A 24919-nucleotide genomic window follows, 5' to 3' on the forward strand; every position below is an offset into this window, starting at 1 on the left:
AGATTGCTGGACAGCGCTCAGCGCGTCCGGGCAGGGTCGAGTTCTCTTGTTCTGACTGGGGAGGAAGAACGTTGAGAATCGCCATGGTGGCCGCCGTCGTCGCGGCCCTGTTCGTTCCCGGCACCGCACACGCGGCACTCGCACTGGAGGACCTCGGCACGTTGCCGGGTGATCTGCGCAGCACCGCCGTCGACGTCAACGACTCCGGTGCGGTCGCCGGCAACTCCTACGGCGCGGGCACCTCGCAGCACGCCGTGCGCTGGGACAAGTTCGAGCAGATCAGGAAGCTCGCCGACCTCGGGTTCGACTCCGGGGCGACCGCCATCAACCGCGACTACGTGGTCGCCGGGTACGCCATCACCGCGGCGGGCCAGTCGCAGGCGGTGAAGTGGAACTCGTCCGGTGCGTTGACCCAGTTGACCGTGCCGGGTGCCACCAGTTCCATCGCCTACGACATCAACGACTCGGGCACGGTCGCGGGATCCGCCACGATCAACGGCGTCACACAAGCCGTGCTGTGGGCCTCGTGGGGTGAGGCCACCGTTCTGGGCGAGGGCAGCGCACAGCACGTGACGACTGGAAACACCGTCATCGGCACGAGCGGCGGCAACGTGGTCCGTTGGAACTCATCGGGCGTGCGCACCGTGCTCGACGCAGGGGTGTTCCTCGGCGCCAACCAACTCGGTGACGCGACCGGAACCGTTGGTGGCAACGGCGTGCTGTGGCTGCGCAACGGCAAGAAGCAACTGGGTAGCGGCGCACGGCCGTTCGACATCACGGACAACGGCGCGGCAGTCGGCGACCTCGCCTCGCAAGCGGTCCGGTGGGACGTGACGACCGGTGCGGTGGAGACGCTGGCCCCGGCGCCGTCGCGGGCGTCCGAGGTCAACAACTCCTGGGTGGTCGCCGGCACCGTCGGCACCTCCGCCGCGACCTGGGACATGAGCGGCACGCAGACCGTCCTGCCGTCGCTGGCCGGTGCCTCGCGCCACTCGGTGGCGGCGCTCAGCGAGGTCGGGCACGTGGCGGGCGTGGCGACGTTCGCCGACGGGACCTACCGCGCGGTCGCCTGGCGGTGAAGCTATGCATTTGGTGTGAAATCGGACCAAACTGAACGAGAGGGATGGTCGGAACGTCTTCTAGGACATGACCGCCGTGTTGAACACGCAGATCGCCACCGTCCGAGTGCAGCCGCGCTCGCTCGTCGTCCTCGCCGGGATCCCCGGCGCGGGCAAGACGACGCTGCTCACGCGCCTGGACGCCGACGAACCGGTCACCGTCCTCGACTCCGACCAGGTGCGTATGTGGCTGGAGCCGCGCGTGCGCCTGCCCTACAAGTATTGGCGCGTGTTCGTGCACCTCACGCACCGTCTGCGCGTCTTCTGGGCGGCACTGTTCTGCGCGGGCCTGCTGGTGGTCCACGAGCCGTCCACGAGGCCCGGCACGCGCTTCATGCTGGTGCTCGCCGGCCTGCTGTCGGGGCGTTCCCGCCACTTCCTGTGGCTGGACGCCTCGGCGGCCCAGGCCCTCGACGGCCAGATCGCCCGTAAGCGCGTCGTGCGCACCCACGCGTTCGAACGGCACGTGCGTCGCGGTTCGTCCATGCGCGCGCGCTTCGAAGCGGGCTGGGTTCCCGCCGGTTTCAGTGGCGTGACGCTCCTCACCCGTGCGGGAACCTCGGGCGGTCTGCGCATCATGGTGTCGTGATCAAGGCTGTCCTCTTCGACTTCGCAGGCACCCTCTTCGGGCGCCCGACCTACGAGTGGCTCTCGCCGCGGCACCTCTCCGTGCTGCGCGCACCGGCGCCGTACGTGGCGCGGATGAACGCGGCCGAGCGAGCGGTGTGGGACGCCCGGGACCTCACCGCGCTCGCGAACCGGTCGGCGCACTGGACCCTGTTCCGCCACGCCGGCCTGCGGTTCGACGACGAGCTGTTCCAGCGCCTGCACAACCCGGCGTTCTGGCTGCCGTACGCCGACACGGCGGCCGCGCTGGAGGCCGCGCGCCCGTTGAAGGTCGGCGTGCTGAGCAACATCTCGTGGGACATCCGGCGGGTGTTCGCGCGCGAGTCGCTGTCCGTGGACGCCTTCCTGCTGTCCTACGAGCTCGGCGTCTCGAAGCCGTCCGCGCGGGCGTTCGACGCGGCCTGCGTGCGGCTCGGGGTCGAGCCCTCGGAGTGCCTGTACGTCGGTGACGACCCGGTCGCGGACGGGGCCGCGGTGGCAGCAGGTCTGCGCTTCCAGCAGATCTCCACTGCTCCGGTCGGACGCCGTGAGCCCGTGCTCCTGGAGGCCCTGGCGAGCCACGGCATCGGGTGAACGTCCGGTTAGCTAGTCTGGAAGGCGTGTTCTCCACGCTTTCCGACCGGCTGACCACTGTCCTCCAGGGCCTTCGCGGCAAGGGCCGGCTCACCGACGCCGACATCGACGCGACCGCCCGCGAGATCAGGGTCGCCCTGCTCGAGGCCGACGTCGCGCTGCCCGTCGTCCGCAACTTCATCGCGAAGGTGAAGGAACGGGCCAAGGGTGCCGAGGTCCACCAGGCGCTGAACCCGGCGCAGCAGGTCGTGAAGATCGTCAACGAGGAGCTCGTCAACGTCCTCGGCGGCGAGACGCGGCGGCTGAACCTCGCCAAGAACCCGCCGTCCGTGATCATGCTCGCGGGTCTGCAGGGTGCCGGTAAGACGACGCTCGCGGGCAAGCTGGCCAAGTGGCTGAAGGGCCAGGGCCACACGCCGCTGCTCGTCGCGGCCGACCTGCAGCGCCCCAACGCGGTGACGCAGCTCCAGGTCGTCGGTGAGCGCGCGGGCGTGCCCGTGTTCGCCCCCGAGCCCGGCAACGGCGTCGGCAACCCGGTCGAGGTCTCGCGCCTCGGCATCGCGGAGGCCAAGGCCAAGCAGCACGACATCGTCCTCGTCGACACGGCCGGCCGGCTCGGTGTCGACGAGGAGATGATGAAGCAGGCCGTCGACATCCGGGCCGCGGTCAACCCGGACGAGGTCCTGTTCGTGGTCGACGCCATGGTCGGTCAGGACGCGATCAACACCGCCACGGCGTTCCGCGACGGCGTCGGCTTCACCGGTGTCGTGCTCACCAAGCTCGACGGCGACGCCCGCGGTGGTGCCGCGCTGTCGGTCCGCGAGGTCACCGGTCAGCCGATCCTCTTCGCGTCCAACGGTGAGAAGCTCGAGGACTTCGACGTCTTCCACCCGGACCGGATGGCGTCGCGCATCCTCGGCATGGGTGACGTCCTCACCCTGATCGAGCAGGCCGAGCAGCACTTCGACCAGGAGCAGGCCGAGAAGGCCGCCGCGAAGCTGCACACCGGCCAGCTGACGCTCGAGGACTTCCTGGAGCAGATGCTCGCCATCCGCAAGATGGGTCCCATCGCGAACCTGCTCGGCATGCTGCCCGGCGCCGGTCAGATGAAGGACCAGCTCGGCATGCTGGACGAGAAGCACCTCGACCGCATCCAGGCGATCATCCGCGGCATGACCCCGGCCGAGCGCGACGACCCGAAGATCATCAACGGCTCCCGCCGGCTGCGCATCGCGAACGGGTCGGGCGTCAAGGTCAGCGACGTCAACGACCTGGTCAACCGCTTCTTCGAGGCCCGCAAGATGATGGCCTCGATGGCCGGCCGGATGGGCTTCGGCGGCGGTGGCGGCAGCAAGTCGCGCAAGGGCAAGAAGGGGAAGAAGGGCAAGGGCGGACGCGGCCCGACGCCTCCCAAGATCAAGGGCGGCTTCCCCGGGATGATGCCCGGCGGCTTCCCCGGCATGCCCCCCGGCGGCGGGATGCCCAACATCCCTGGTCTCGGCGGCGGCATGAACGAGCTCCCGCCCGGCTTCGACCCGTCGAAGTTCAAGTTCGACGGGGACGACAAGAAGAAGTGACCATGCACCTGCGCGGCGTCGTCCTGCCCGATGGCGAACCGCGAGACCTGTGGGTCGTCAACGGCCGTGTGCGCACTCAGCCCGTGCCGAACGCGCAGACCGTGGTCGACGGCGGGTTCCTCGTCCCGGGCCTGGTCGACGCGCACTGCCACGTCGGCCTGGGCCCGCAGGGCGGCGTCGAGCTGCCCGAGGCCGTCGAGCAGGCGATCACGGACCGCGACGCGGGCACGTTGCTGATCCGCGACTGCGGTTCGCCGATCGACACCACGCCGTTGCAGGAGCGCCTCGACCTGCCGCGGATCATCCGCGCGGGCAAGCACATCGCCCGGCCGAAGCGGTACATCCCGGGCATCAGCGTCGAGGTCGAGACCGACCTGGTGTCCGCGGTGGCCGAGCAGGCCGCGCACGGCGACGGCTGGGTGAAGCTCGTCGGCGACTGGATCGACCGCGGCGAGGGCGACCTCGCGCCGTTGTGGACCGACGACGAGCTGGAGCAGGCGATCAAGGTCGCCCACGCCGCCGGCGCCAAGGTGACCGCCCACGTGTTCGGCGAGGACGCGCTGCCGGGCTTGATCAACGCGGGCATCGACTGCATCGAGCACGGCACCGGCCTGACCGACGACACGATCTCGCTGATGGCCTCGCGCGGCACCGCGCTGGTGCCCACGCTGATCAACATCGAGACGTTCCCCGGCATCGCCGAGAAGGCCGGCAAGTACCCGAAGTACGCGGACCACATGCGGAGCCTGCACGCCCGTGTGTCGCGCACGGTGGCGTCAGCGATCGAGGCGGGCATCCCCGTCTACGCGGGCACCGACGCGGGCGGTGGCATCCGGCACGGCCGCATCGTCGACGAGGTCGTCGCGCTGCACGGCGTGGGGATGAGCGCGCAGGACGCCATCGGCGCCGCGTCGTGGAACGCCCGCGAGTGGCTGGGCTTCCCGTCGCTGACCGAGGGCGCGGCCGCGGACATCGTCGTGTACGACGAGGACCCGCGGGAGAACCTGGAGGTCCTCCGGACGCCGCGCATGGTCATGCTCCGGGGCCGCATCCACTAGTCGAACTGCGCCATCGCGCCCACCTGGTACGCACCGCCCTTCTGGCGGGTGATGACGCCCAGCCGGTTCGCGGCGTTGATCAGGCCGACCAGGCAGACGAGGGCGGCGGTCTCCTCGTCGTCGTAGTGCTTGCGGACCGCTGCCCAGGTCTCGTCGCTCACGCCGTCGAGCGTGAGCAGCGTGCCCTCCTCGGTGAGCTTGAGCGCGGCCTGCTCGGCCTCCGTGAACACGGTCGTCTCGCGCCACCCGGCCACCAGGTGCAGCCGCAACGGGTCCTCACCGGCCGCGACGGCGTCCTTGGCGTGCATGTCGAGGCAGAAGCCGCAGCCGTTGAGCTGGCTCGCCCGCATGCTGACCAGCTCGATCACGGTCTTCGACAGCGGCGACTCGTGCAGCACGCCGTGCAGGCCCGCGAACCGCTTGGCGAGCTTGGCGCCGGTCTGGGTGGCGAAGAGGTTGAAGCGGGTTTCCATGGTCGTTCCTCCCTCGTGGACTTGCTTGACGACCACGAGATGCCGCCGCCCCAGACCGTGTGACTGTGATCCAGCCCACTGTCACAGAACACGTTCGGATGGTGTCTTTGTGCTCATGGACGTCGCCACGGACTCGTTCGTCAGCCACCGCAACCTGCTCTTCACGATCGCCTACGAGATGCTCGGCTCCGCCGCCGACGCCGAGGACGTGCTGCAGGAGACCTGGCTGCGCTGGGCGGGCGTCGAGCACGGCACCGTCGACAACCACCGGGCCTACCTGGTCCGCATCGTCACCAGGCAGGCGCTGGGCCGCCTGCGCACACTGGGCCGCCGCAAGGAGTCCTACGTGGGCTCGTGGCTCCCCGAACCGCTGCTGACCACCCCGGACGTCGCCGAGGACGTCGAACTGGCCGACAGCGTCTCGATGGCGATGATGCTGGTCCTCGAAACCCTCACCCCGACCGAACGCGCCGTCTTCGTCCTGCGCGAGGTCTTCGACCTGGACTACGACGAGATCGCCAGGGCCGTCGACAAGAACCCGGCCGCGGTCCGCCAGATCGCCCACCGGGCCCGTTCCAACGTGGCCGCCCGCCGCCCGCGCGAGGTCGTCACGCAGGCCGCCTCCCGCGAGGCCCTGGCCGCCTTCCAGCGCGCCACCGAGACGGGCGACCTCCAGGCGTTGCTCGACCTGCTCGCCCCCGACGTGGTGTTCCTGGGCGACGGCGGCGGCGTGAAGCAGGCCGTCCCGCGCCCGGTCGTGGGCTCGTCGAAGGTCGCGCGGATGCTGCTCGGCGGCCTGCTCAAGGTGTCCGGCTGGACGATGGAACCGGCCCAGGTCAACGGCTACCCCGCGCTGGTCGTGCGGTTCGGCGGCGAGCTCGACACGGTGCTCGCGGCGCGGGTGGAGGACGGGCGGATCAGCGGCCTGTACGCGGTGCGCAACCCGGCCAAGCTCTCGCACATGGCCGAGGAGACCGCGCTGCGGCGGTGATCAGCGGGCGAACGGGCAAGCCCTGGAGTACGCCAGGTTGTCGTGTCCTGCCCAGCCTGCTTCCCATGGCTCGTGATGCTGTGGCGTGCCGAGACGTTAGGCGCCTGGGGTTTAGTCGCAGCGTTTGTACGCCGATCCAACCAGCAGGACTAGGACATCCGGCGGGGACCCGATCTGACCATCTTTTGGCCAGGTGGTTGGCCCGGTTTCCGCCAGTGCCGCACAGTAGCCTCGGGTTCTGGGCCGGCGGCGTCGATCGCGAGGTGGGCTGATCATGAGCGTAGGAGTGCCTGCTGTTTCACCGCTGGTAGCCGCGGCGTGACTAAATTGCAGAGCGTGAGTGAGCCGGAGTCGCTGAAGCCGAAGCAGGGCTTCCTGGAGAGCGTGCGGGACATCAGCCGCAACCCCGAGCCCGAGCGGGTCGGCCAACGCTGGGGCTTCGGAGCGTTCCTCCTGGTGGAGGCCGTCTTCATCCTGAGCGCCGTGTTCATCACGGCCGTGGGCGCGAGCTTCGGCGCGACGCTCGAGTCGTCGCCGACGCTGGTGCTGGTCGGCTCGCTGGTGCCGATCATGCTCGCGGCCGGACTCGCGATCGTGATCACGTACGTGCGCGGCAACGGCCCGGTCGTCGACCTGCGGCTGAGCATGACCAAGGCGGACGTCGTCTTCGGGCTCAAGATCGGTGTCGTCGGCCTGGTCTTCACCTACTTCGCAGCCTGGCTGTGGGGCACGATCGTCGGCAAGGACAACGCCACGAGCGCCATCGGCGAGCTCTTCAGCCAGGCGAACCTCCCGCTGGCCGCGGCCATCACGATGTTCGTCTACATGAGCTTCATCGGGCCGATCTGCGAGGAGATCATCTTCCGCGGCCTGCTCTGGGGCGCCGTCGAGCGGCAGGGCTGGAGCAGGTGGGCCGCCTTCGTGCTGACCACGGTGATCTTCGCGGTCAGCCACCTCGAACCGCAGCGCACGTGGCTGCTGCTCGTGATCGCCATCCCGATCGGCGTGGCCCGGCTGGTCACCCGCAACCTCGGGGCGAGCATGGTGGCGCACGTGCTGAACAACTTCCTGCCCGGCCTATCGCTCCTGCTGCTGTCGGTCGGTGTCATCTGATGGACCTGAACAGCGATCTCGGCGAGGGCTTCGGCATCTGGCGCCTCGGCGACGACACCGCGCTCCTCGACGTCATCACGAGCGCGAACGTCGCGTGCGGCTTCCACGCCGGTGACCCGTCCACGATGCGTCGTGTGTGTGAGGAAGCGGCACGCAACGGTGTGCGGATCGGCGCGCAGGTGAGCTACCGCGACCTGGCCGGTTTCGGTCGCCGGTTCATCGACGCGGACCCCACCGAACTCGCCGACGAGGTGCTCTATCAGATCGGTGCGCTCGATGCGTGCGCACGAGCAGCAGGCACCGAGGTCGTCTACGTGAAGCCGCACGGCGCGTTGTACAACGCGACGGTGCACCACGAGAAGCAGGCGCAGGCGGTCGTGAACGGCGTGAAGGCGTTCAAGGACCTACCGGTCCTCGGCCTGCCGGGCTCCCAGTTGCTGGCAAAGGCCGAGGCAGCCGGCCTGCGACCGGTCCAGGAGGCGTTCGCCGACCGCGGCTACACCCCCGAGGGCACGCTCGTCCCGCGCAGCCAGCCGGGTGCACTGCTGACCGACACGGCACAGATCGTCGAGAGGGCCACACGGCTCGTGCACGGCGAACTGGTCGCGGTCGACGGCACGGTTCTCAAGACGCAGGCAGAGTCGTTGTGCGTGCACGGCGATACGCCCGGTGCGGTAGCGCACGCCCGTGCGGTGCGTGAGGCGCTCGGCACCGTCAAAGCGTTCGTCTAGTGCGCCAGGGCGAACCATCGCCCCTGTTCGACCACCCGCAGTTCGCCACTGGCGGCGAGCTGCTCGCACGGGGCGTTGAGCTCGTCGTCGGTCCAGAGGTGGTCACCCCAGCCGGCGAGGAAGTACCTCACGGCCGTCCTGGTCGGTGATGCGGCATCCCGCTCCGTGGATCGAGTACCCGGCGTCGCCCGCGGCTCCGGACCTCGCGCAGCACCGCGACGTAGCCGCGGACGGCGTCGACGGCCGGCAGGGTGTTCTCGTCCACACCGGCGATTGTGGCCCCGATTCGGATCCACCGGCCCCATCTGGCACAATTGCCCGCTGTCCGTCGTGGTCGGCCCCTCTGCCCGGGCCACGACTGTGCGAACCATCAACACAGAGCTCTAGGAGTACCAGGCCAATGGCCGTCAAGATCAAGCTTCAGCGTCTCGGCAAGATCCGCCAGCCGTACTACCGCATCGTGGTCGCCGACGCGCGCACCCGTCGCGACGGCAAGGCCATCGAGACGATCGGCAAGTACCACCCGAAGGAAGAGCCGTCGTTCATCGCGGTCGACTCCGAGCGCGCGCAGTACTGGCTGGGTGTCGGCGCGCAGCCGACCGAGTCCGTCCAGCGCCTGCTGGAGATCACCGGTGACTGGCAGAAGTTCAAGGGCCTGCCGGGCGCCGAGGGCACGCTGAAGGTCAAGGAGCCGAAGGCTTCCAAGGCCGACCTGTTCGCCGCCGCCCTGGCCGCCGCGAACGAGGAGCCGATGACCGAGGCCACCACGCCGAAGGCGAAGAAGGCCAAGAAGGCCGACGACGCGCCCAAGGCTGACGCCGAGGCGCCCAAGGACGAGGCGTGAGTTTGTTGGCTGACGCCCTCGAACACCTCGTTCGCGGCATCGTCGACCACCCGGACGACGTCCGGGTGAACCTCGTCACGACCCGCCGCGGCCGCACCCTCGAGGTCCACGTCCACCCGGACGACCTCGGCAAGGTGATCGGTCGTGGCGGTCGCACCGCGACGGCCCTGCGCACCGTGATGGCCGGCATCGGCGGTCGTGGCGTGCGGGTCGACGTCGTCGACACCGACCGCTGAGAACGAACTTCAAGGGCAAATGGACGTCGTTGTCGGCCGTGTGGCCAAAGCGCACGGGATCACCGGCGAACTAGCCGTGGACGTGCGCACCGACTCTCCCGAACTGCGTTTCGCGGTCGGGAAGTCGATGCAAGCCAAACTGCGTGACGGCACGTCCCGAAGCCTCACCGTGACAGCCGCCCGGCCTCATGCCGGGCGGCTGCTCGTGCGTTTCGCCGAAGTCGTCACGCGCGACGTCGCGGAGGCGTTGCGCGGCACGTTGTTGCTGGGCAGCACCGACGACCTCCCGCCGACCGACGACCCCGACGAGTTCTACGACCACGAGCTCGAAGGGCTCTCGGCGGAACTGGTCGACGGCACGAAGATCGGCACGGTCAAGGAGGTCCTGCACGGCCCGGGCGGCGAGCTGCTCGTGGTCATCCGTGACCAGGGCGAGGCGCTGATCCCGTTCGTGCGCGAGATCGTGCCCACTGTGGACGTGCGCGGTGGCCGTGTCGTGATCGACCCGCCCGAGGGCCTGCTCGATGCAGATTGACGTCGTCACGATCTTCCCCGAGTACCTCGCGCCGCTGCGCGCGGCGTTGCTCGGGAAGGCCGTCGACAAGGGTCTGATCAGCGTCGGCGTGCACGACCTGCGGGACTGGACCCAGGACGTGCACAAGGCCGTCGACGACAGCCCGTACGGCGGTGGGCCCGGCATGGTCATGAAGGCCGACATCTGGGGTCCTGCCCTCGATGACGTGTGCACGGACGAGACGCGTCTCATCGTGCCGACGCCGGCTGGACGGCCGTTCACGCAGGCACTCGCGCACGAGTACGCGGAAGAGTCGCACCTCGTGTTCGCGTGCGGTCGCTACGAAGGCATTGACCAGCGTGTGGTCGATGACGCCCGACGGCGCGTGCGCGTCGACGAGGTGTCCATCGGCGACTACGTCCTGGTCGGTGGCGAGGTGGCGGTGCTCGCGATCGTGGAAGCGGTTGCACGGCTGCTGCCCGGGGTGCTCGGGAACCCGAAGTCGCACGCCGAGGACTCGTTCCAGGACGGCCTGCTCGAAGGGCCGAGCTACACCCGGCCGCTCGTGTGGCGCGACCTGGCCGTGCCCGACGTGCTGCGGTCGGGCAACCACAAGATGATCGACCGCTGGCGACGTGACCAGTCACTCGCCCGCACCTTCGAAAGGCGTCCCGACCTGCTGGAATCCCTGCCGGCGGACGCGTTCGACAAGCACGACCGGGCCCTGCTCACGCGCCTGCGCGAGGGTGGGGAGTAGCCCGATTTCATTCCGGAGTGCCTGGTCTGGCACACTGGAACAGTTGCCGCAGCCGGTGTGATACCGGCGTGCGCCCACAAGCCGACCCCCATCATGTCGTGCACTGCCATGGAACATGCTCTGGGGAGTTCAAGACACGTGAGGAACACCGATGAACATCCTGGACGCACTCGACGCCCAGTCGCTGCGCTCTGACGTCCCGGCCTTCCGCGCCGGTGACACGCTGAAGGTCCACGTCCGCGTCATCGAGGGCTCGCGCGAGCGCGTCCAGGTGTTCCAGGGCGTCGTGATCCGTCGCCAGGGTGGCGGCATCCGCGAGACCTTCACGGTCCGCAAGGTCTCGTTCGGTGTCGGCGTCGAGCGCACCTTCCCGGTGCACTCCCCGAACATCTCGGAGATCGAGGTCGTCACCCGCGGTGACGTGCGTCGCGCCAAGCTGTACTACCTGCGCGACCTCCGCGGCAAGGCCGCCAAGATCAAGGAGAAGCGCGAGGCCAAGCCGGTCTCCTGATCGGTGGCTTCGAGCCCGCAAGACCCGGAGGACGCCTCCGCACCGGACGAACCGGAGCGGGGGCGTACTCCTGTTTGGAGAGATGTTCTCTACGTCGTGCTGACGGCCGTCGTGCTGACGGTGCTCATCCAGGCGTTCGTGGCGCGGGTCTACGTGATCCCCTCGGCGTCGATGGAGAACACGCTGCATGGGTGCACCGGCTGCGAGAACGACCGGGTGCTGGTCGACAAGGTCACCTACCGCTTCGGCGACGTCGAGCCGGGCGAGGTGGTCGTGTTCCGCGGCCCCGAGGCGTGGACGTCCACGGACTTCCGCAACCCCCGCTCGACGAATCCCGTCGCGGGTTTCGTGCAGAACATCGGCTCGTTGCTGGGCATCGCGCCCGCGAACGAGCGCGACTTCGTGAAGCGCGTCATCGCGCTGCCGGGCCAAACGGTCATGTGTTGCGACGAGCAGCACCGTGTCGTCGTGGACGGAAAACCGCTCGACGAGCCTTACGTGCACTGGCAGCCCGGGAGTTCGCCGGCGGACCACGAACCGTTCGATCCCGTTCGGGTTCCCGAGGGCCGGTTGTTCGTGATGGGGGACAACCGGATGAACTCCACCGACTCGCGCAAACAGGGCGGCGGGGGCGTAGCGGGCACGGTGCCGATCGAGAACGTCATCGGGAAAGCCCGGTACATCGTTTTCCCGAGAGATCGGTGGAGTGTTGTGTCGGATCACAACCCCCAGCCCCTAGGCTGATCACGTGGTCGACGACGCTCCAGAGCAGAACCCGCCCGGTGAAGAGCCCAGTTCGGACGCTTCGGACCAACCCGGTAAGAAAAAGCAGAAGAAAAAGGGCAACTTCTGGAAGGAACTGCCCGTTCTCATCCTGGTCGCGTTCGGTCTCGCGATCGGCATCCAGATCTTCCTCGGCCGCGTCTACATGATCCCGTCCGAGTCGATGGAGACCACCCTGCACGGGTGCACCGACTGCTACGGCGACCGCGTGCTCGTGGACAAGGTCACCTACCGCTTCACCGACCCGGCGCCGGGCGACGTGATCGTGTTCCGCGGGCCGCCGTCGTGGCAGAACGACTTCATCTCGGACGAGCCGAGCAACCCGGTCTCGCAGGGCCTGTCGTGGCTCGGATCGCTGATCGGGCTGCCGTCGGCGAACGAGGAGGACTTCGTCAAGCGCGTGATCGCCGTCGGCGGGCAGACCGTGAAGTGCTGCGACGAGCAGAACCGCGTGACCGTGGACGGCAAGCCGCTCGACGAGCCGTACAAGCACTTCGACGAGGGCACGCCGGCCGAGCAGGAGTCGTTCGAGGAGCTCAAGATCCCGGACGGGATGCTGTTCGTGCTCGGCGACAACCGCAACCACTCGTGCGACTCGCGCTGCCAGGGCCAGGGCGGTCTCAACGGCCTGGTGCCGGTGGACGACGTGATCGGCAAGGCGCGCGTGATCGTGCTGCCGCCGTCGAGGTGGGGCGGGGTGTCCGACCACAACCCGCAGGTCGTCTCGATGGGTGCGCCGGGCTGGCAGGAGAACGTCCCGCTCGGCCTCGGTATCGTCGGCGCGTGGCCGCTTATGCTGCTCGGACGTCGAGTGCGAGACCGATTCCGCCGATGACCATGCTGATGCCGCCCCGCGCGGTGGTGCGGGGCTCGTCGGGGAACTGGGCGTTGCAGAGCACCCTGGAGCGCCGGGGGCTCGGGCCCGTCGCCGGCGTCGACGAGGCCGGACGAGGGCCGTGCGCCGGTCCGTTGGTGATCGCGGCGTGCGTCCTCCGGCCGGGCGACGCCGCGCGGTTCGAGGGCCTGAACGACTCGAAGCTGATGACCGCCGCCGCCCGCGACCGGATGTTCGACCTGGTGCTCAAGCGCGCCCTGGATCACTCGATCGTGGTCGTTCCACCCGCCGACATCGACTGGCTGGGCATCCACGTCATGAACATCGAGGGCATGAGGCGCGCCGTGGCGCAGCTGTCCACGCACCCCGGCTACGTGCTGACGGACGGCTTCAAGGTGCCGGGAATGCCCGCGCCGAGCGTGGCGGTGCTCAAGGGAGACCAGGCCGCGGCGTGCGTAGCGGCGGCATCGGTGCTGGCCAAGGTCACGCGGGACCGGATAATGGCGGAACTTCATGATCGTCATCCCGAGTACGGTTTCTCCGTGCACAAGGGCTACTGCACGCCGGACCACACGGCGGCGTTGATGGAGCACGGCCCGTGTGCGGAGCACCGCTGGTCGTATGTAAATGTGGCATCGGCGGCTGCCAAGCACGGTCTCGCCGCGCCGCACAGGGTGGCGCGCGGCACGACCACGGTGGCCGTGGTCCAGAATGATGCAGCCCCGGCTGACGCCGGGGAGCTCGCGACGAGGGAGGGCGCGGAGCAGATGACCCGCGCGGAGGCGTAATGAGTGCAGAGGATCTCGAGAAGTACGAGACCGAGATGGAACTGTCGCTGTACAAGGAGTACCGCGACATAGTCAGCCAGTTCTCGTTCGTCGTGGAGACCGAACGGCGTTTCTACCTGGCCAACTCGGTGGACGTGCAGGTGCGCAACGCCGACGGCGAGGTGTACTTCGAGGTGCGCATGTCGGACGCGTGGGTGTGGGACATGTACCGCCCCGCGAGGTTCGTCAAGAACGTTCGTGTCATCACGTTCAAGGACGTGAACGTGGAGGAGCTGGACAAGCCGGATCTCCGCCTGCCGGAGAGCGGGCCGTTCCCGTCGTAGGCACCTAGCACACCCCACCGACAATTCCGCCGTTCCAAGATCTACAACGGCCGACCTGTCCACAGCCGCGGAGTTGTCCACAGATTCCCGGCAGCCCGGTCGCCCACCCCGCCCCGCCCTGCAAGGTCGTACCCAACGACCCGCAGGGAGGCGAGGGCAGTGGTGGCACGGGCACTGGTCGAGACCAGGCAGCAGGAGAAGGGGCGTCAGGGCGAGGACCTGGCGTGCAGGTACCTGGAGGGGCAGGGCCTGGTCGTCCTGTCGCGGAACTGGACGTGCCGCGACGGTGAGCTCGACGTCGTGGCCGTGGAGGGCGACCGCCTGGTCGTCTGCGAGGTCAAGACCAGATCCGGCCCGCTCTGGGGCCGCCCGGACGAGGCGGTCGACCAGCGCAAGCTCTCGCGCCTGCGCCGCACGGCCCTGCGCTGGCTGGCGTCGCACGGCGTCGGCTGGTGCAACGTCCGCGTCGACCTGATCTCGGTCACCTGGCCGCCGTCCGGCGAGCCCCGCCTGCAACACCTGCGGGGAGCCTGACATGGGGCTCGCGCAAGCCTGGTCCGTCGCCCTGTACGGGGTCGACGGCCTGGCGGTCGAGATCGAGGCCGACGTGGGCGTGGGCCAGCCCCGCACCCACCTCCTGGGCCTGCCGGACGCGGCGCTGCACGAGTCCAAGGAGCGTGTGAAGGCCGCGGTCCGCAACAGCGCCGAGGAGTGGCCGAAGCAGCGCATCGTCCTGGGCCTGTCCCCGGCGAACCTGCCGAAGGGCGGCAGCAGCTACGACGTCGCCATCGCCTGCGCCACCCTGGCTGCGGCGGGCTCGGTCCCGCCCGACCGCCTGAACACCACGGTCCTGCTCGGCGAACTGGCCCTGGACGGCCGCATCCGCACGGTCCGAGGCGTCCTGCCCGCGCTGCTGGCCGCCAGGCGGGCAGGCCTCACGACGGCGATCGTCCCGGTGGACGCCCTGCCGGAAGCAGCCCTGGTGGACGGCGTGGAGTTGCACGGAGCCCACACCCTCACCGAGGTGCTGGCGTGGCTGCGAGGCGAACCGGTCGACCTGCAGCCACCCGCGGACCCGGCAGACCCACCGCTGCCGGCGGTCCCGGACCTGGCCGACGTGGTGGGCCAGCCGGAAGCCCGCTGGGCACTGGAGGTGGCCGCGGCAGGCGCACACCACCTGCTGCTGACAGGCCCGCCGGGCACGGGCAAGACGATGCTGGCCGAACGCCTCCCCGGCCTGCTGCCACCCCTGACCCGCCAGGAGTCCCTGGCCGTGACAGCGGTCCACTCGGTAGCGGGAGTCCTCTCGCCGGACTACCCGCTGGTCGCCAGCCCACCGTTCGTGAACGTCCACCACACGACGTCCATAGCGGCCCTGATCGGCGGCGGCAGCGGCATGGCGAAGCCAGGCGCCTCCTCCAGAGCACACAAGGGCGTGCTGTTCCTGGACGAGGCCTGCGAGTTCGGCCAGAAGACCATCGACACCCTCCGCACCGCCCTGGAGGAGGGCGAGGTCCGCATCCCGAGGCGAGACGGCATAGCCCGCTACCCGGCCCGCTTCCAGCTGATCCTCGCCACCAACCCCTGCCCCTGCGCCCCGCCGAAAGAGGTCGACTGCATCTGCACGGCCACAGTCCGCCGCCGCTACCAGTCCCGCCTCTCCGGCCCACTGCTGGACCGAGTCGACCTGAGGGTCCGCATGAGGGCCACAACAGCGATGGCCAACGCGGATGCCACACCTCCAGAACCAACAACGGTCGTCAGAGCAAGGGTCCTGAAGGCGCGCCAACGGGCAGCCACCCGCTGGTCGGCACACGGCCATCCCTGGCAGGCGAACGCCCTGGTCCCAGGCCCAGCCCTACGCCGAGAGTTCGCACTGCCAAGACAGACCACCGCACTGCTGGACCGAGCCCTGGCAGTAGGCGCCCTGACGGGCCGAGGAGCAGACCGCTGCCTCCGCGTCGCCTGGACCCTGGCCGACCTGGCAGAAGCAGACAGCCCAACCGAAGACCACGTGGCGGCAGCCCTGCAGTTCCGAGAACGCAGAGCCCCCTAGCAGCCGACGCAGAGCAACCGCCCCGCCTCAGCGCCGGCCAGAGCGGGCGCTCGCCAACACGGGCGCCCGCTCACCCCCAGGCCGCCAGGCCCACAGACAGCCGGGCGCGGAGCCCCACTCCCGCTCCGCGCCCGGCACCCACACCCCGCCCACCCACACCGTTCGGGCGCCTGTCCCAACCCAGCCGCCCGAACCGCCGGACACAAGTCCAGAGCCTCAGCTCGTGTCCGGCGTGAGCGGGTCGCCCGCCTTCCCAACGGGCGACCCGCTCACCACCTGGCCCGCCCCAGTTCCACGCGAGGCCACACCGCGCCCACCGCAGCCTCCAGCCTCCGCCCGTTCTTCTCCTACCCTCCTCGCCTTGCTGCCCGCGCCCTCCCGCCAGCGCCCTCGTGCTTCCCTCTCGCCCGCCGCCGCCCCGGCCCCGGCCCTGCCGCCCCGCCCTGCCCGCCGTCTCGCTCTTGCCTCACCTTCCCGCCCCCGCTCGCCCCTTCCTTCATCCCCCGTCCTGCTCTCCTCTCGCTCCCACAACCTCCCCAAGGAGCCCAGCCATGGCCCTGTCCCTCGTCCCCACCGCAATCCCGCTCCCCACAGCCACCGTGCCCGCCCTGCTCCACCTGCGGTGCACAGTCCGAAGGCGCACCTCCGGCGCCAGCCCACCCACCCCCTGGCACCCCGAACCATGGCAGCGCTGGCTGCCCTGGTGGTGGTTCCGGTGACCACGTCCCAGACCCGCCCCGTCCCCGACAAGGTGCGCCTGGCCAGGGCCTACCTGTCCCGGGTCGCGGAGCCCTACCCAGCGGCGCTCGCCGCGCTCGTCGCCGAGGTCGGGCCTGTCAAGGCAGCGGAACTGGTGCGGTCTGGCGAAGTTTCGCCGTCGGTGGCGAGCCAGACGTCCGCTCGGCGCGCTGAGGAACATGCCCGCGAGGACCTCGCGCTGATCGCTGAGCGTGGTGGGCGGCTGGTCATCCCCGAGGACGAGGAGTGGCCCCGTTGGCCGTTGCTCGCGCTGGAGAACGCGTCCGGGCGGCGGTGCGGAGGTGAGCCGCTCGCGCTTTGGGTACGGGGGCCGCACTTCCTCGCTGACGTGGTGGACAAGGCCGTGGCGGTGGTCGGGTCTCGGGCTGCCAGCAGTTATGGCGAGCACGTCGCCGGCGAGTTCGCGTTCGGGTTGGCGTCCGCGGGGATGGCCGTGGTGTCCGGGGCCGCGTACGGGATCGACGGTGCCGCTCATCGCGGGTGTCTTGCGGCGGACGGGCTGACGATCGCGGTGCTGGCGTGCGGCGCCGACCAGGCCTATCCCGCCGGTCACCAGGGGCTTCTCGCCAGGGTGGCGCGGGACGGGTTGATCGTCAGCGAGTACCCGCCCGGTGTGAGGCCGGCGCGGCATCGGTTCCTCACCCGCAACCGGCTCATCGCCGCGTTGTCCGGAGGGACGGTCGTGGTGGAGGCGGGGCGGCGCAGCGGGGCGAAGAACACCGCTGCCATCACGCTCGCGCTCGGGCGGCCGTTGATGGTGGTGCCCGGGCCTGTCACGTCGGTGAGCTCGGTCGGCTGTCACGAGCTGTTGCGGGACGGGCTGGCCGTGTCGGTGAGCTCGGTGGCCGAGATCGTCGAGTCGGTCGGACGGTTCGGGGACGACCTCGCCACCGAACCCGCCGAGAAGGAGAGCGACCTCGGTGCGCCGCAGGGCGAGGCCATGCGCGTTTACGAGGCTCTGGGCAGGCGGGACGGTGTCAGTGACGAGGCCGTTTCGGTCGAGTCCGGGGTTCCACTGGGGAGGGTGCGCGCGTTGTTGCCCGAGCTGGAACTCGCCGGGCTCGCGGTGAAGGTGGACCAGGGCTGGCAGAAGCTGGAGGTGGGGTGACGTCTGTCCACTGTGGATGATCGGCGGCGACTGACCTGCGTTTTCGGGTCGGGAGGCCACTTTCCCGGTCCCAGGGGCGGCGGTGACGTCGAACAGCTGCGGGCGGGCTTGGTCCATCGGCTGTTCGGGTGGCGCGGCGGGGGGCTCGCATTACTCCGAAAGGTGATCTGAAATTGCCGCCGAACCCCGGCTGGTCACTGGGAGTTGAAACGTTATCGTCTTCCTGATCATGAGAGCGCTCTCAAGTGGCGCGGGGGTGTGGCGATACTTGACCAATCGCCCCGACTGGCGCAGCGTCTTGGCCTATGTCCCCGCCGCCGCATGGTCGGACACGTCGTGTCGATCTCGTTCGCCTGCGCGAAAAACTGCCGGCGACCGTTCAGGACGTGTTGCGGCACTACGAACGGCACCTGATGTTGGAGCGTGATCTGTCGCCGCACACGGTGCGCGCCTACATCGGTGACGCGGTGGCATTGCTCGGACATGTCGCGGGGAATATCCCGGAGAACGCCGACGTCGGGCGCATCGACCTGACGAACCTGCGGTCCTGGCTCGCCGCGCAACGCTCCGCGGGCGCCAGCCGCACGACGATGGCGCGGCGCGCCGCTGCTGCGCGCGCGTTCACGGCGTGGGCTCACCGAGCTGGGCATCTGGCCTCTGATCCCGGGCCTCGGCTCGCTGCTCCGCGGCCGCACCGGACGTTGCCGTCGGTGTTGCGGGAGGACCAAGCGAAGGACGCGATGAGGGCCGTATCCTCTGGCGCGTCCCAGGGCGATCCGGTTGCGCTGCGTGATCAGGCCGTGGTGGAGTTGCTGTACGCCACAGGTATCCGCGTGGCCGAGCTCTGTGGGCTTGATCTCGACGACGTGGACTACTCCCTAAGGGTGATTCGGGTTCTGGGCAAAGGTGGTCGCGAGCGCAGCACGCCGTTCGGTGTGCCGGCCGAGCGCGCACTGCGGCGGTGGGTGGACGAAGGGCGAAACGCCCTGGTAGCACCGGATTCACCGCCGGCGCTGTTCCTCGGTGCTCGTGGCGGCCGGCTGAACCAGCGGGCGGTCCGCGCTCTGGTGCACGAGGTCGTCGCCGTGGTACCGGACGCACCCGACATCGGGCCGCACGGGTTGCGCCACTCCGCTGCGACCCATTTGCTGGAAGGAGGAGCGGACCTGCGCACCGTCCAAGAACTGCTTGGTCACGCTACGCTCGCAACGACTCAGCTTTACACACACGTCACTGTCGAACGGCTGAAGGCGATCCATGACCGAACCCACCCCCGTTCCTGACGCCGCAGGGGGAGGATCGCGTACGGCGACCGTGCCCCCTGAACCCGTCCTGCCCGCACCAGTGTCGAAGCAGGCGAGCAACGGGCACCGTCAGAACGGCGCGCCGCGCACCGAGGCGACCCCCGAGCCCGGTGCCGACACGCACGTCAACGGCACTCCCTCGGCCGCTCCGGCCGCGGTGACGCGCGCGGACGTGCGGTCCGGTGACGACGTCGAGGCCGGCATCGTCGCCCTGTGGCGCAGCTACGGCGAGTCCCGCGACCAGAGCCAGCGCGACCGGCTGGTCCTGCACTACGCGCCGCTGGTCAAGTACGTCGCCGGCCGCGTCGGCACGGGCCTGCCCGCGCACGTGGACGTGGCCGACCTGATCCAGTCCGGCATCTTCGGCCTGGTCGACGCGATCGAGAAGTTCGAGCCGGAACGCGGTCTCAAGTTCGAGACCTACGCCATGCAGCGCATCCGCGGCGCGATCCTCGACGACCTGCGCTCCCAGGACTGGGTGCCGCGCTCGGTCCGCAGCCGGGCCCGTGACGTCGAACGTGCCCTCGAACGCCTCGGCGCGAAGTTGCAGCGCACGCCCACCGACCGCGAGCTCGCCGCAGAGCTCAAGATCGGCCTGGCCGAGCTCCGGGAGCTCTACGGCCAGCTGCAGCTCACCAGCGTCGTCGCCCTCGACGAGCTGATCGCCCCGAACAAGGGCGGCTCCTCCCTCGCGGAGTCGCTGCCCGACGACGCCGCCGAGGATCCGGTGGCGAGCCTCGTCGACCAGGACAGCCGCCGTCAGCTGGCCGACGCCATCGCTCAGCTGGCAGAACGCGACCGTGTGGTCGTAACCCTCTACTACTTCGAGAACCTGACCCTCGCCGAGATCGGCAAGGTCCTCGGCGTGACCGAGTCCAGGGTCTGCCAGCTGCACACCCGCGCCGTCCTGCGCCTGCGCACGAAGCTCAACGAGCAGTCCGAGGCCTGACCGCCCCGATCCACCCAGCGGCCTGGTGATCACCGAGCTGCCGATTTCCCGTACCGGGAAACTTCACGGTCCTCAACAAAATGTCTTTGGATCTCCTTTCCGCCCGTTGCCAGGCCTAATTCACTCGAACGGGTGGCCTTTGGGCTGCTTCCAGCACGCCGTGTGCCCGCTCGGTCATTCGGCCCACCGCACTCACGGCGAGTCGGGCGAGTAGCGGTCGGCTGCGTTCGTGGTTGTGCAGGTACCGCGCTCGATGGAACCAGTGGCGTGCGGATACCGACCGCCTGCGTTCCAACAACCGCAGTTCCCGAGCGATCAGTCGGCCGTGCCCGAGTGAGTGAGCGGCGGTGGCCGGGAAACGGGCGATCGACGGACGCGCCTGGCGGAAGTCGGGCGGAAGTCGGCCAGAACATGCGCCCTCCTGCCGCTGCCGGGGGCGGTCGATGAGGCGGTGTGCGGACCGGTCGTGGAGGCGGTGCGCGCACCGCTCGCGGTGAGGGGGCGGGCGACGGTGGAAGGACGACTCCCGTAGCGAGGGACCCATCGGCCAGTGGCGAACGGCCAGGTGGCGTGCCTGGTTCGCTGGATGCGTGCGCTCTGCCGAGGCGGGTGCTGCGGTAGCGGATTCTTGTGCCGGCCCGGGGTCTGGCGCGGCTGAACCACAGGGCCACGGGAACCACGGGCAGGTAGGCCGGGAGGCGGCGATGTGAGCGGGGCCGCCTCCCGGCGCCTGCGGGCGCTGCGGCGGGACGTCGGGGTGCGCCGCGGTTCCGTCCGCCTGAGGGGTGGCGGGGGCGCCCGTGGGAAGCGCCGGGGCTGTGGCCGCGCGGCGCGTCGGGTCTCGGGCTAGGGCGGGCCGCTCAGCGGGAGCAGCCGCACTCGTGACCTGGTCAGCAGGCGGAGAGGGTCCAGGTACGTGCGGTCTCGGCGGGCGCCCCAGTGCAGGCAGGGGGACTCGCAGTGGCCCGGTTGGAGGTGGCCGATCACCTCGCCCTGGCGGACCGGGGCGCCCGCGGTGACCAACGGTGCGACGGGTTCGTAGGTGGTGCGCAGGCCGTTGCGGTGCTGCAGCGACACCAGGGTCCTGGCTGCCACGGCTCCCGCGTAGACGACCGTGGCATCGGCTGTCGCGAGGACCGGGGTGCCCGCCGGTGCGGCCAGGTCGACGCCCCGGTGGCCGGGGCCGAAGGGCGAGGTCGGGGCTTCGAAGGCGCGCACCACCGCGTGCGGCGGGGGCAACGGCCAGGTGAAGCGGACCGGTGCCGGGGCCAGGAGGGTGGTGAGCAGCAGGGCGGCGGGGAGGAGGGGCATGGGTCAACAGTCCGCTGGGGGAGGCGGGGGGACCAGCGGGTATGTGGGATCTGTGGATTACTCGCCGGTTGTGGACAACTACGCCCTGCGAGACGGGGGCGATTCGAAGTTTGTCGGGGATGGGGAGTAGACTTTTGGGCGCGTCCCGTCTGTGCGCGGGACGACTTCGCGTGCCAACGCAGATCCGACCGGCTGTCCCAGCTGTGTCGAGTCACGACGTCCGACGGTCCCGAGGGTGCAGAGATGCTCCGCGGGTACGGGCGGCGGCGTTCGGCACCAGGGCTGATGGCCGACCCCGGCCGGAGGCGACAACCGGACGACGCGCAAAGGCCAGACCTGGCGCGTCCTACAGATGAGGTGCGAACCGGCCATGGCCGTCGTAACCATGAAGCAGCTGCTCGACAGCGGCGTGCACTTCGGGCACCAGACGCGGCGCTGGAACCCGAAGATGAAGCGCTACATCTTCACCGAGCGCAACGGCATCTACATCATCGACCTGCAGCAGACGCTGACCTACATCGACCGGGCTTACGAGTTCGTCAAGGAGACGGTCGCGCACGGCGGGTCGATCCTGTTCATCGGCACGAAGAAGCAGGCGCAGGAGGCCATCGCCAACGAGGCGCTCCGCGTCGGCATGCCCTACGTGAACCAGCGCTGGCTGGGCGGCATGCTCACCAACTTCTCGACGGTCCACAAGAGGCTCCAGCGCCTCAAGGAGCTCGAGTCGATGGAGCAGACCGGCGGTTTCCAGGGTTTCACCAAGAAGGAAATCCTGATGATGAACCGCGAGAAGGACAAGCTGGAGCGCACGCTCGGCGGTATCCGCGACATGTCCAAGGTGCCCAGCGCCGTGTGGATCGTGGACACCAAGAAGGAGCACATCGCGGTCGGTGAGGCTCGCAAGCTGAACATCCCGATCGTCGCGATCCTCGACACCAACTGCGACCCGGACGAGGTCGACTACCCGATCCCGGGCAACGACGACGCGATCCGTTCCGCGGCCCTGCTGACCAAGGTCGTGGCCGAGGCCGCCGCCGCCGGTCTCATGCAGCGCTCCGGCGCCCGCCGCGACGCCGCCGAGGGCCAGGACAAGCCCGAGGTCGCGACCGACGAGCCGCTGGCGGAGTGGGAGCAGGAGCTCCTCGCCCCCGCCGCCGCCGAGGCCCCGGCCGAGCAGCCCGCCCAGTCCTGATCTCCCCCACGAGGTGCCCGCCGACCAGCGGGCACCTCGTGACCTAAGCGCGTACATCGCAGAAGGAAAACGATGGCGAACTACACCACCGCGGACGTGAAGAAGCTCCGCGAGCTGACCGCCGCCGGCATGATGGACTGCAAGAAGGCCCTGGACGAGGCCGACGGCGACTTCGACAAGGCCGTCGAGATCCTGCGCATCAAGGGCGCCAAGGACGTCGGCAAGCGCGCCGAGCGCACCACGTCCAACGGCCTCGTCGCCGTCAAGGACGGCGCGATGGTCGAGCTGCGCTGCGAGACGGACTTCGTCGCCAAGAACGCCGACTTCATCGCCCTCGCGGACGAGATCGTCGCGATCGCCAAGGCCAACAAGGTCGCGGACGTCGAGGCGCTCAAGGCCATCGAGGTCGACGGCAAGACGGTCGACGCGCTGGTCCAGGAGTTCTCCGCCAAGATCGGCGAGAAGCTCGAGCTGGCGAAGGCCGTCGACTTCGACGGCACCGTCTCGACCTACCTGCACAAGCGTGCCGCGGACCTGCCGCCGGCCGTGGGTGTCCTGGTCGAGTTCACCGGCGACAACGCCGAGGTCGCCAAGGGTGCCGCGATGCAGATCGCCGCGATGCGCCCGAAGTTCGTCACCCGTGACGAGGTTCCCGAGGAGCTCGTCGCCAACGAGCGCCGCATCGCCGAGGAGACCGCTCGCGAGGAGGGCAAGCCCGAGGGCGCGCTCCCCAAGATCGTCGAGGGTCGCGTCAACGGCTTCTTCAAGGATGTCGTGCTCCTCGAGCAGGCTTCCGTGACGGACAGCAAGAAGACGGTCAAGGCTCTCCTGGAGGAGGCCGGCGTGACGGTGACCCGTTTCGCTCGGTTCGAGGTCGGCCAGAGCTGATTCACGTGAGGGCGGGGTTGCGGGTACCAGCGACCCCGCCCTTGGCGTGTCTGAAGAAGTTTCCCGGGGCCAAAGGAGAGGACCTGTGAGCGAAGAAGGTAGCCACGGCTACAGCCGGGTGATGCTCAAGCTCGGTGGCGAGATGTTCGGCGGCGGTGGCGTCGGTGTGGATCCCGATGTCGTGCAGACAGTCGCCCGCCAGATCGCGGCCGTCCACCAGTCCGGCGTGCAGGTGGCCGTCGTGATCGGTGGTGGCAACTTCTTCCGGGGGTCCGAGCTCCAGCAACGCGGCATGGACCGGTCGCGCGCCGACTACATGGGCATGCTCGGCACCGTCATGAACTGCCTGGCGCTGCAGGACTTCCTCGAGCGCGAGCACGGCATCGACACGCGCGTGCAGACCTCCATCCAGATGACGCAGGTCGCCGAGTCCTACATCCCCCGCCGCGCGATGCGCCACCTCGAGAAGAAGCGCGTCGTGATCTTCGGTGGCGGCGCCGGCCTGCCGTACTTCTCCACGGACACCACGGCCGCGCAGCGCGCTCTGGAGATCGGCTGCGAGATCGTCCTGATGGCCAAGGCCGTCGACGGCGTCTACACGGCCGACCCCAAGATCGACCCGGACGCGTTGATGTTCGACAACATCACCCACCGCGAGGTGCTGGAACGCGGCCTCAACGTCGCCGACGCGACCGCCTTCAGCCTGTGCATGGACAACAACATGCCGATCCTCGTCTTCAACCTCCTCACCGAGGGCAACATCGCCCGGGCGGTGCGTGGTGAGAAGATCGGCACCCTGGTCAGCACCCCCGGTGGCCGTCCGGCCTTCTAGACCTGGTGGGATCTCTCCAGGACCGGGAATCAGGCACGAACACGCAGAGCAAGGAGCAGTCGTGATCGACGAGACCCTCCTCGACGCCGAGGAGAAGATGGAAAAGGCGGTTTCGGTCGCGAAGGAGAACCTCTCCTCCGTCCGAACCGGTCGTGCGACTCCCTCGATGTTCAACCGCATCCACATCGACTACTACGGCTCGATGACGCCGCTGAACCAGATGGCCAGCATCACGGTCCCCGAGGCGCGCATGGCGGTCGTGAAGCCGTACGACGCGAGCCAGCTGAACGCCATCGAGAAGGCGATCCGGGACTCGGACCTGGGCGTCAACCCGAGCAACGACGGCTCGATCATCCGCATCGTCATCCCGCAGCTCTCCGAGGAGCGCCGCCGGGACATGGTGAAGGTCGCCAAGCAGAAGGGCGAGGACGCGCGCGTCTCCGTCCGCGGCGTCCGCCGCAAGGCGAAGGAAGAGATCGACAAGCTCGTCAAGGACGGCGAGGTAGGCGAGGACGACGGCGCTCGTGGTGAGAAGGAGCTCGACGCTCTCACGCACAAGTACGTCGCCCAGGTCGACGAGCTCGTGAAGCACAAGGAAGCCGAGCTTCTCGAAGTCTGATTTCCCTGATGGTTCGCCCGGCCGAGTCGCGGCAGGCGTGATGGCCCTG

The 24919-nt window shown here is 69.3% G+C and carries 28 protein-coding genes and 1 pseudogene; 26 read left to right on the plus strand and 3 right to left on the minus strand.

What is annotated here, in order from left to right; genetic code table 11:
• Nucleotides 1-71: 71 nt before the first annotated feature.
• From ABZX02_RS04920 to ABZX02_RS04940, 5 genes are all read left to right on the plus strand, one after another.
• Nucleotides 72-1079 (plus strand): hypothetical protein, encoded by a 1008-nt coding sequence (locus tag ABZX02_RS04920; protein ID WP_355294878.1) that lies wholly within the window; start codon nt 72-74, stop codon nt 1077-1079.
• 67 nt (nt 1080-1146) lie between these two features.
• Entirely contained in the window at nt 1147-1707 is a 561-nt protein-coding gene (locus ABZX02_RS04925) for an AAA family ATPase (protein WP_355294880.1), read from the plus strand.
• On the plus strand, nt 1704-2318 hold the full coding sequence (locus tag ABZX02_RS04930; RefSeq protein WP_355294881.1) for an HAD-IA family hydrolase: 615 nt from the start codon (nt 1704-1706) through the stop codon (nt 2316-2318). The genes ABZX02_RS04925 and ABZX02_RS04930 overlap by 4 nt, the downstream gene beginning before the upstream one ends.
• A gap of 26 nt (nt 2319-2344) precedes the next feature.
• Nucleotides 2345-3895 carry a signal recognition particle protein gene (ffh, locus tag ABZX02_RS04935; protein WP_355294883.1) on the plus strand — a complete coding sequence of 517 codons (1551 nt, stop codon included), beginning with the start codon at nt 2345-2347 and terminating at the stop codon, nt 3893-3895.
• Between the two features lie 2 nt (nt 3896-3897).
• Nucleotides 3898-4953, plus strand: a complete 1056-nt coding sequence (locus ABZX02_RS04940; RefSeq protein WP_355295016.1) for an amidohydrolase family protein — start codon at nt 3898-3900, stop codon at nt 4951-4953.
• Here ABZX02_RS04940 and ABZX02_RS04945 read toward each other — a convergent pair.
• Entirely contained in the window at nt 4950-5426 is a 477-nt protein-coding gene (locus tag ABZX02_RS04945; RefSeq protein WP_253323283.1) for a carboxymuconolactone decarboxylase family protein, read from the minus strand. The genes ABZX02_RS04940 and ABZX02_RS04945 overlap by 4 nt on opposite strands.
• Before the next feature lie 115 nt (nt 5427-5541).
• Between ABZX02_RS04945 and ABZX02_RS04950 the strand changes: the two genes are divergently transcribed.
• The 3 genes from ABZX02_RS04950 (at nt 5542) to ABZX02_RS04960 (ending at nt 8261) form a co-directional block, all read left to right on the plus strand.
• Nucleotides 5542-6417: an RNA polymerase sigma-70 factor gene (locus ABZX02_RS04950; RefSeq protein WP_355294885.1), complete on the plus strand. Its 876-nt coding sequence runs from the start codon at nt 5542-5544 to the stop codon at nt 6415-6417.
• Between the two features lie 336 nt (nt 6418-6753).
• Entirely contained in the window at nt 6754-7530 is a 777-nt protein-coding gene (locus ABZX02_RS04955; protein ID WP_355294887.1) for a type II CAAX endopeptidase family protein, read from the plus strand.
• The gene (locus ABZX02_RS04960; RefSeq protein WP_355294889.1) at nt 7530-8261 is read left to right on the plus strand and encodes a 5-oxoprolinase subunit PxpA; all 732 of its coding nucleotides are present in this window, start codon (nt 7530-7532) and stop codon (nt 8259-8261) included. The genes ABZX02_RS04955 and ABZX02_RS04960 overlap by 1 nt, the downstream gene beginning before the upstream one ends.
• Here the strand turns inward: ABZX02_RS04960 and ABZX02_RS04965 are convergent.
• Nucleotides 8258-8392: a hypothetical protein gene (locus ABZX02_RS04965; protein WP_355294891.1), complete on the minus strand. Its 135-nt coding sequence runs from the start codon at nt 8390-8392 to the stop codon at nt 8258-8260. The genes ABZX02_RS04960 and ABZX02_RS04965 overlap by 4 nt on opposite strands.
• 269 nt (nt 8393-8661) lie before the next feature.
• On the opposite strand from ABZX02_RS04965, the gene rpsP reads away from it, so the two are divergent.
• The 14 genes and pseudogenes from rpsP to ABZX02_RS05035 all read left to right on the plus strand — a co-directional run bounded on the left by rpsP (nt 8662) and on the right by ABZX02_RS05035 (nt 20028).
• Entirely contained in the window at nt 8662-9105 is a 444-nt protein-coding gene (gene rpsP / locus ABZX02_RS04970; RefSeq protein ID WP_355294893.1) for a 30S ribosomal protein S16, read from the plus strand.
• On the plus strand, nt 9102-9341 hold the full coding sequence (locus ABZX02_RS04975; RefSeq protein WP_030468017.1) for an RNA-binding protein: 240 nt from the start codon (nt 9102-9104) through the stop codon (nt 9339-9341). The genes rpsP and ABZX02_RS04975 overlap by 4 nt, the downstream gene beginning before the upstream one ends.
• Before the next feature lie 19 nt (nt 9342-9360).
• On the plus strand, nt 9361-9876 hold the full coding sequence (rimM, locus tag ABZX02_RS04980; RefSeq protein ID WP_355294894.1) for a ribosome maturation factor RimM: 516 nt from the start codon (nt 9361-9363) through the stop codon (nt 9874-9876).
• Nucleotides 9866-10612 carry a tRNA (guanosine(37)-N1)-methyltransferase TrmD gene (gene trmD, locus ABZX02_RS04985; protein ID WP_355294896.1) on the plus strand — a complete coding sequence of 249 codons (747 nt, stop codon included), beginning with the start codon at nt 9866-9868 and terminating at the stop codon, nt 10610-10612. The genes rimM and trmD overlap by 11 nt, the downstream gene beginning before the upstream one ends.
• A 151-nt stretch (nt 10613-10763) precedes the next feature.
• A complete protein-coding gene (rplS, locus tag ABZX02_RS04990) occupies nt 10764-11123 on the plus strand; it encodes a 50S ribosomal protein L19 (protein ID WP_355294898.1) in 360 nt (119 codons plus the stop codon).
• A 3-nt stretch (nt 11124-11126) separates the two neighbouring features.
• Nucleotides 11127-11855: pseudogene (gene lepB / locus ABZX02_RS04995) on the plus strand (signal peptidase I); the annotation flags it as partial.
• A 16-nt stretch (nt 11856-11871) separates the two neighbouring features.
• The gene (lepB, locus tag ABZX02_RS05000) at nt 11872-12741 is read left to right on the plus strand and encodes a signal peptidase I (protein ID WP_355294899.1); all 870 of its coding nucleotides are present in this window, start codon (nt 11872-11874) and stop codon (nt 12739-12741) included.
• Nucleotides 12738-13529 carry a ribonuclease HII gene (locus tag ABZX02_RS05005; RefSeq protein WP_355294901.1) on the plus strand — a complete coding sequence of 264 codons (792 nt, stop codon included), beginning with the start codon at nt 12738-12740 and terminating at the stop codon, nt 13527-13529. Before lepB (ABZX02_RS05000) ends, ABZX02_RS05005 begins: the two co-directional genes overlap by 4 nt.
• Nucleotides 13529-13852 carry a DUF2469 domain-containing protein gene (locus tag ABZX02_RS05010; protein ID WP_030479657.1) on the plus strand — a complete coding sequence of 108 codons (324 nt, stop codon included), beginning with the start codon at nt 13529-13531 and terminating at the stop codon, nt 13850-13852. Before ABZX02_RS05005 ends, ABZX02_RS05010 begins: the two co-directional genes overlap by 1 nt.
• Before the next feature lie 162 nt (nt 13853-14014).
• Nucleotides 14015-14386 carry a YraN family protein gene (locus ABZX02_RS05015; RefSeq protein ID WP_355294903.1) on the plus strand — a complete coding sequence of 124 codons (372 nt, stop codon included), beginning with the start codon at nt 14015-14017 and terminating at the stop codon, nt 14384-14386.
• Nucleotide 14387: 1 nt separating this feature from the next.
• Entirely contained in the window at nt 14388-15908 is a 1521-nt protein-coding gene (locus ABZX02_RS05020) for a YifB family Mg chelatase-like AAA ATPase (protein ID WP_355294905.1), read from the plus strand.
• Between the two features lie 715 nt (nt 15909-16623).
• On the plus strand, nt 16624-17775 hold the full coding sequence (gene dprA, locus ABZX02_RS05025) for a DNA-processing protein DprA (protein WP_355294907.1): 1152 nt from the start codon (nt 16624-16626) through the stop codon (nt 17773-17775).
• A gap of 305 nt (nt 17776-18080) precedes the next feature.
• Entirely contained in the window at nt 18081-19058 is a 978-nt protein-coding gene (locus ABZX02_RS05030) for a tyrosine recombinase XerC (RefSeq protein WP_355294909.1), read from the plus strand.
• Nucleotides 19033-20028 carry a FliA/WhiG family RNA polymerase sigma factor gene (locus ABZX02_RS05035; protein WP_355294911.1) on the plus strand — a complete coding sequence of 332 codons (996 nt, stop codon included), beginning with the start codon at nt 19033-19035 and terminating at the stop codon, nt 20026-20028. The genes ABZX02_RS05030 and ABZX02_RS05035 overlap by 26 nt, the downstream gene beginning before the upstream one ends.
• 846 nt (nt 20029-20874) lie before the next feature.
• Here the strand turns inward: ABZX02_RS05035 and ABZX02_RS05040 are convergent.
• A complete protein-coding gene (locus ABZX02_RS05040; protein WP_355294913.1) occupies nt 20875-21339 on the minus strand; it encodes a M23 family metallopeptidase in 465 nt (154 codons plus the stop codon).
• 370 nt (nt 21340-21709) lie between these two features.
• On the opposite strand from ABZX02_RS05040, the gene rpsB reads away from it, so the two are divergent.
• The 4 genes from rpsB (at nt 21710) to frr (ending at nt 24870) form a co-directional block, all read left to right on the plus strand.
• Nucleotides 21710-22531 carry a 30S ribosomal protein S2 gene (gene rpsB / locus ABZX02_RS05045; protein WP_355294914.1) on the plus strand — a complete coding sequence of 274 codons (822 nt, stop codon included), beginning with the start codon at nt 21710-21712 and terminating at the stop codon, nt 22529-22531.
• A 72-nt stretch (nt 22532-22603) separates the two neighbouring features.
• Nucleotides 22604-23419, plus strand: coding sequence for a translation elongation factor Ts (gene tsf, locus ABZX02_RS05050; RefSeq protein ID WP_355294916.1), 816 nt, complete (start codon nt 22604-22606; stop codon nt 23417-23419).
• A gap of 85 nt (nt 23420-23504) precedes the next feature.
• The gene (gene pyrH, locus ABZX02_RS05055) at nt 23505-24251 is read left to right on the plus strand and encodes a UMP kinase (RefSeq protein WP_355294918.1); all 747 of its coding nucleotides are present in this window, start codon (nt 23505-23507) and stop codon (nt 24249-24251) included.
• Between the two features lie 61 nt (nt 24252-24312).
• A complete protein-coding gene (gene frr, locus ABZX02_RS05060) occupies nt 24313-24870 on the plus strand; it encodes a ribosome recycling factor (protein ID WP_355294920.1) in 558 nt (185 codons plus the stop codon).
• The last annotated feature ends 49 nt before the right edge of the window (nt 24871-24919 follow it).

Source organism: Lentzea sp. NPDC003310, from assembly GCF_040610935.1.
GTDB lineage: Bacteria > Actinomycetota > Actinomycetes > Mycobacteriales > Pseudonocardiaceae > Lentzea.

Bases quoted from the DNA above. Each gene is read 5' to 3' on its own strand.
- ABZX02_RS04925 (WP_355294880.1), top strand. From the start codon at position 1,147: ATGACCGCCGTGTTGAACACGCAGATCGCCACCGTCCGAGTGCAGCCG.
- ABZX02_RS04940 (WP_355295016.1), top strand. From the start codon at position 3,898: ATGCACCTGCGCGGCGTCGTCCTGCCCGATGGCGAACCGCGAGACCTG.
- ABZX02_RS04945 (WP_253323283.1), bottom strand. From the start codon at position 5,426: ATGGAAACCCGCTTCAACCTCTTCGCCACCCAGACCGGCGCCAAGCTC.
- ABZX02_RS04950 (WP_355294885.1), top strand. From the start codon at position 5,542: ATGGACGTCGCCACGGACTCGTTCGTCAGCCACCGCAACCTGCTCTTC.
- ABZX02_RS04960 (WP_355294889.1), top strand. From the start codon at position 7,530: ATGGACCTGAACAGCGATCTCGGCGAGGGCTTCGGCATCTGGCGCCTC.
- rpsP (WP_355294893.1), top strand. From the start codon at position 8,662: ATGGCCGTCAAGATCAAGCTTCAGCGTCTCGGCAAGATCCGCCAGCCG.
- rimM (WP_355294894.1), top strand. From the start codon at position 9,361: ATGGACGTCGTTGTCGGCCGTGTGGCCAAAGCGCACGGGATCACCGGC.
- trmD (WP_355294896.1), top strand. From the start codon at position 9,866: ATGCAGATTGACGTCGTCACGATCTTCCCCGAGTACCTCGCGCCGCTG.
- rplS (WP_355294898.1), top strand. From the start codon at position 10,764: ATGAACATCCTGGACGCACTCGACGCCCAGTCGCTGCGCTCTGACGTC.
- ABZX02_RS05005 (WP_355294901.1), top strand. From the start codon at position 12,738: ATGACCATGCTGATGCCGCCCCGCGCGGTGGTGCGGGGCTCGTCGGGG.
- ABZX02_RS05010 (WP_030479657.1), top strand. From the start codon at position 13,529: ATGAGTGCAGAGGATCTCGAGAAGTACGAGACCGAGATGGAACTGTCG.
- ABZX02_RS05020 (WP_355294905.1), top strand. From the start codon at position 14,388: ATGGGGCTCGCGCAAGCCTGGTCCGTCGCCCTGTACGGGGTCGACGGC.
- ABZX02_RS05030 (WP_355294909.1), top strand. From the start codon at position 18,081: ATGTCCCCGCCGCCGCATGGTCGGACACGTCGTGTCGATCTCGTTCGC.
- ABZX02_RS05035 (WP_355294911.1), top strand. From the start codon at position 19,033: ATGACCGAACCCACCCCCGTTCCTGACGCCGCAGGGGGAGGATCGCGT.
- ABZX02_RS05040 (WP_355294913.1), bottom strand. From the start codon at position 21,339: ATGCCCCTCCTCCCCGCCGCCCTGCTGCTCACCACCCTCCTGGCCCCG.
- rpsB (WP_355294914.1), top strand. From the start codon at position 21,710: ATGGCCGTCGTAACCATGAAGCAGCTGCTCGACAGCGGCGTGCACTTC.
- tsf (WP_355294916.1), top strand. From the start codon at position 22,604: ATGGCGAACTACACCACCGCGGACGTGAAGAAGCTCCGCGAGCTGACC.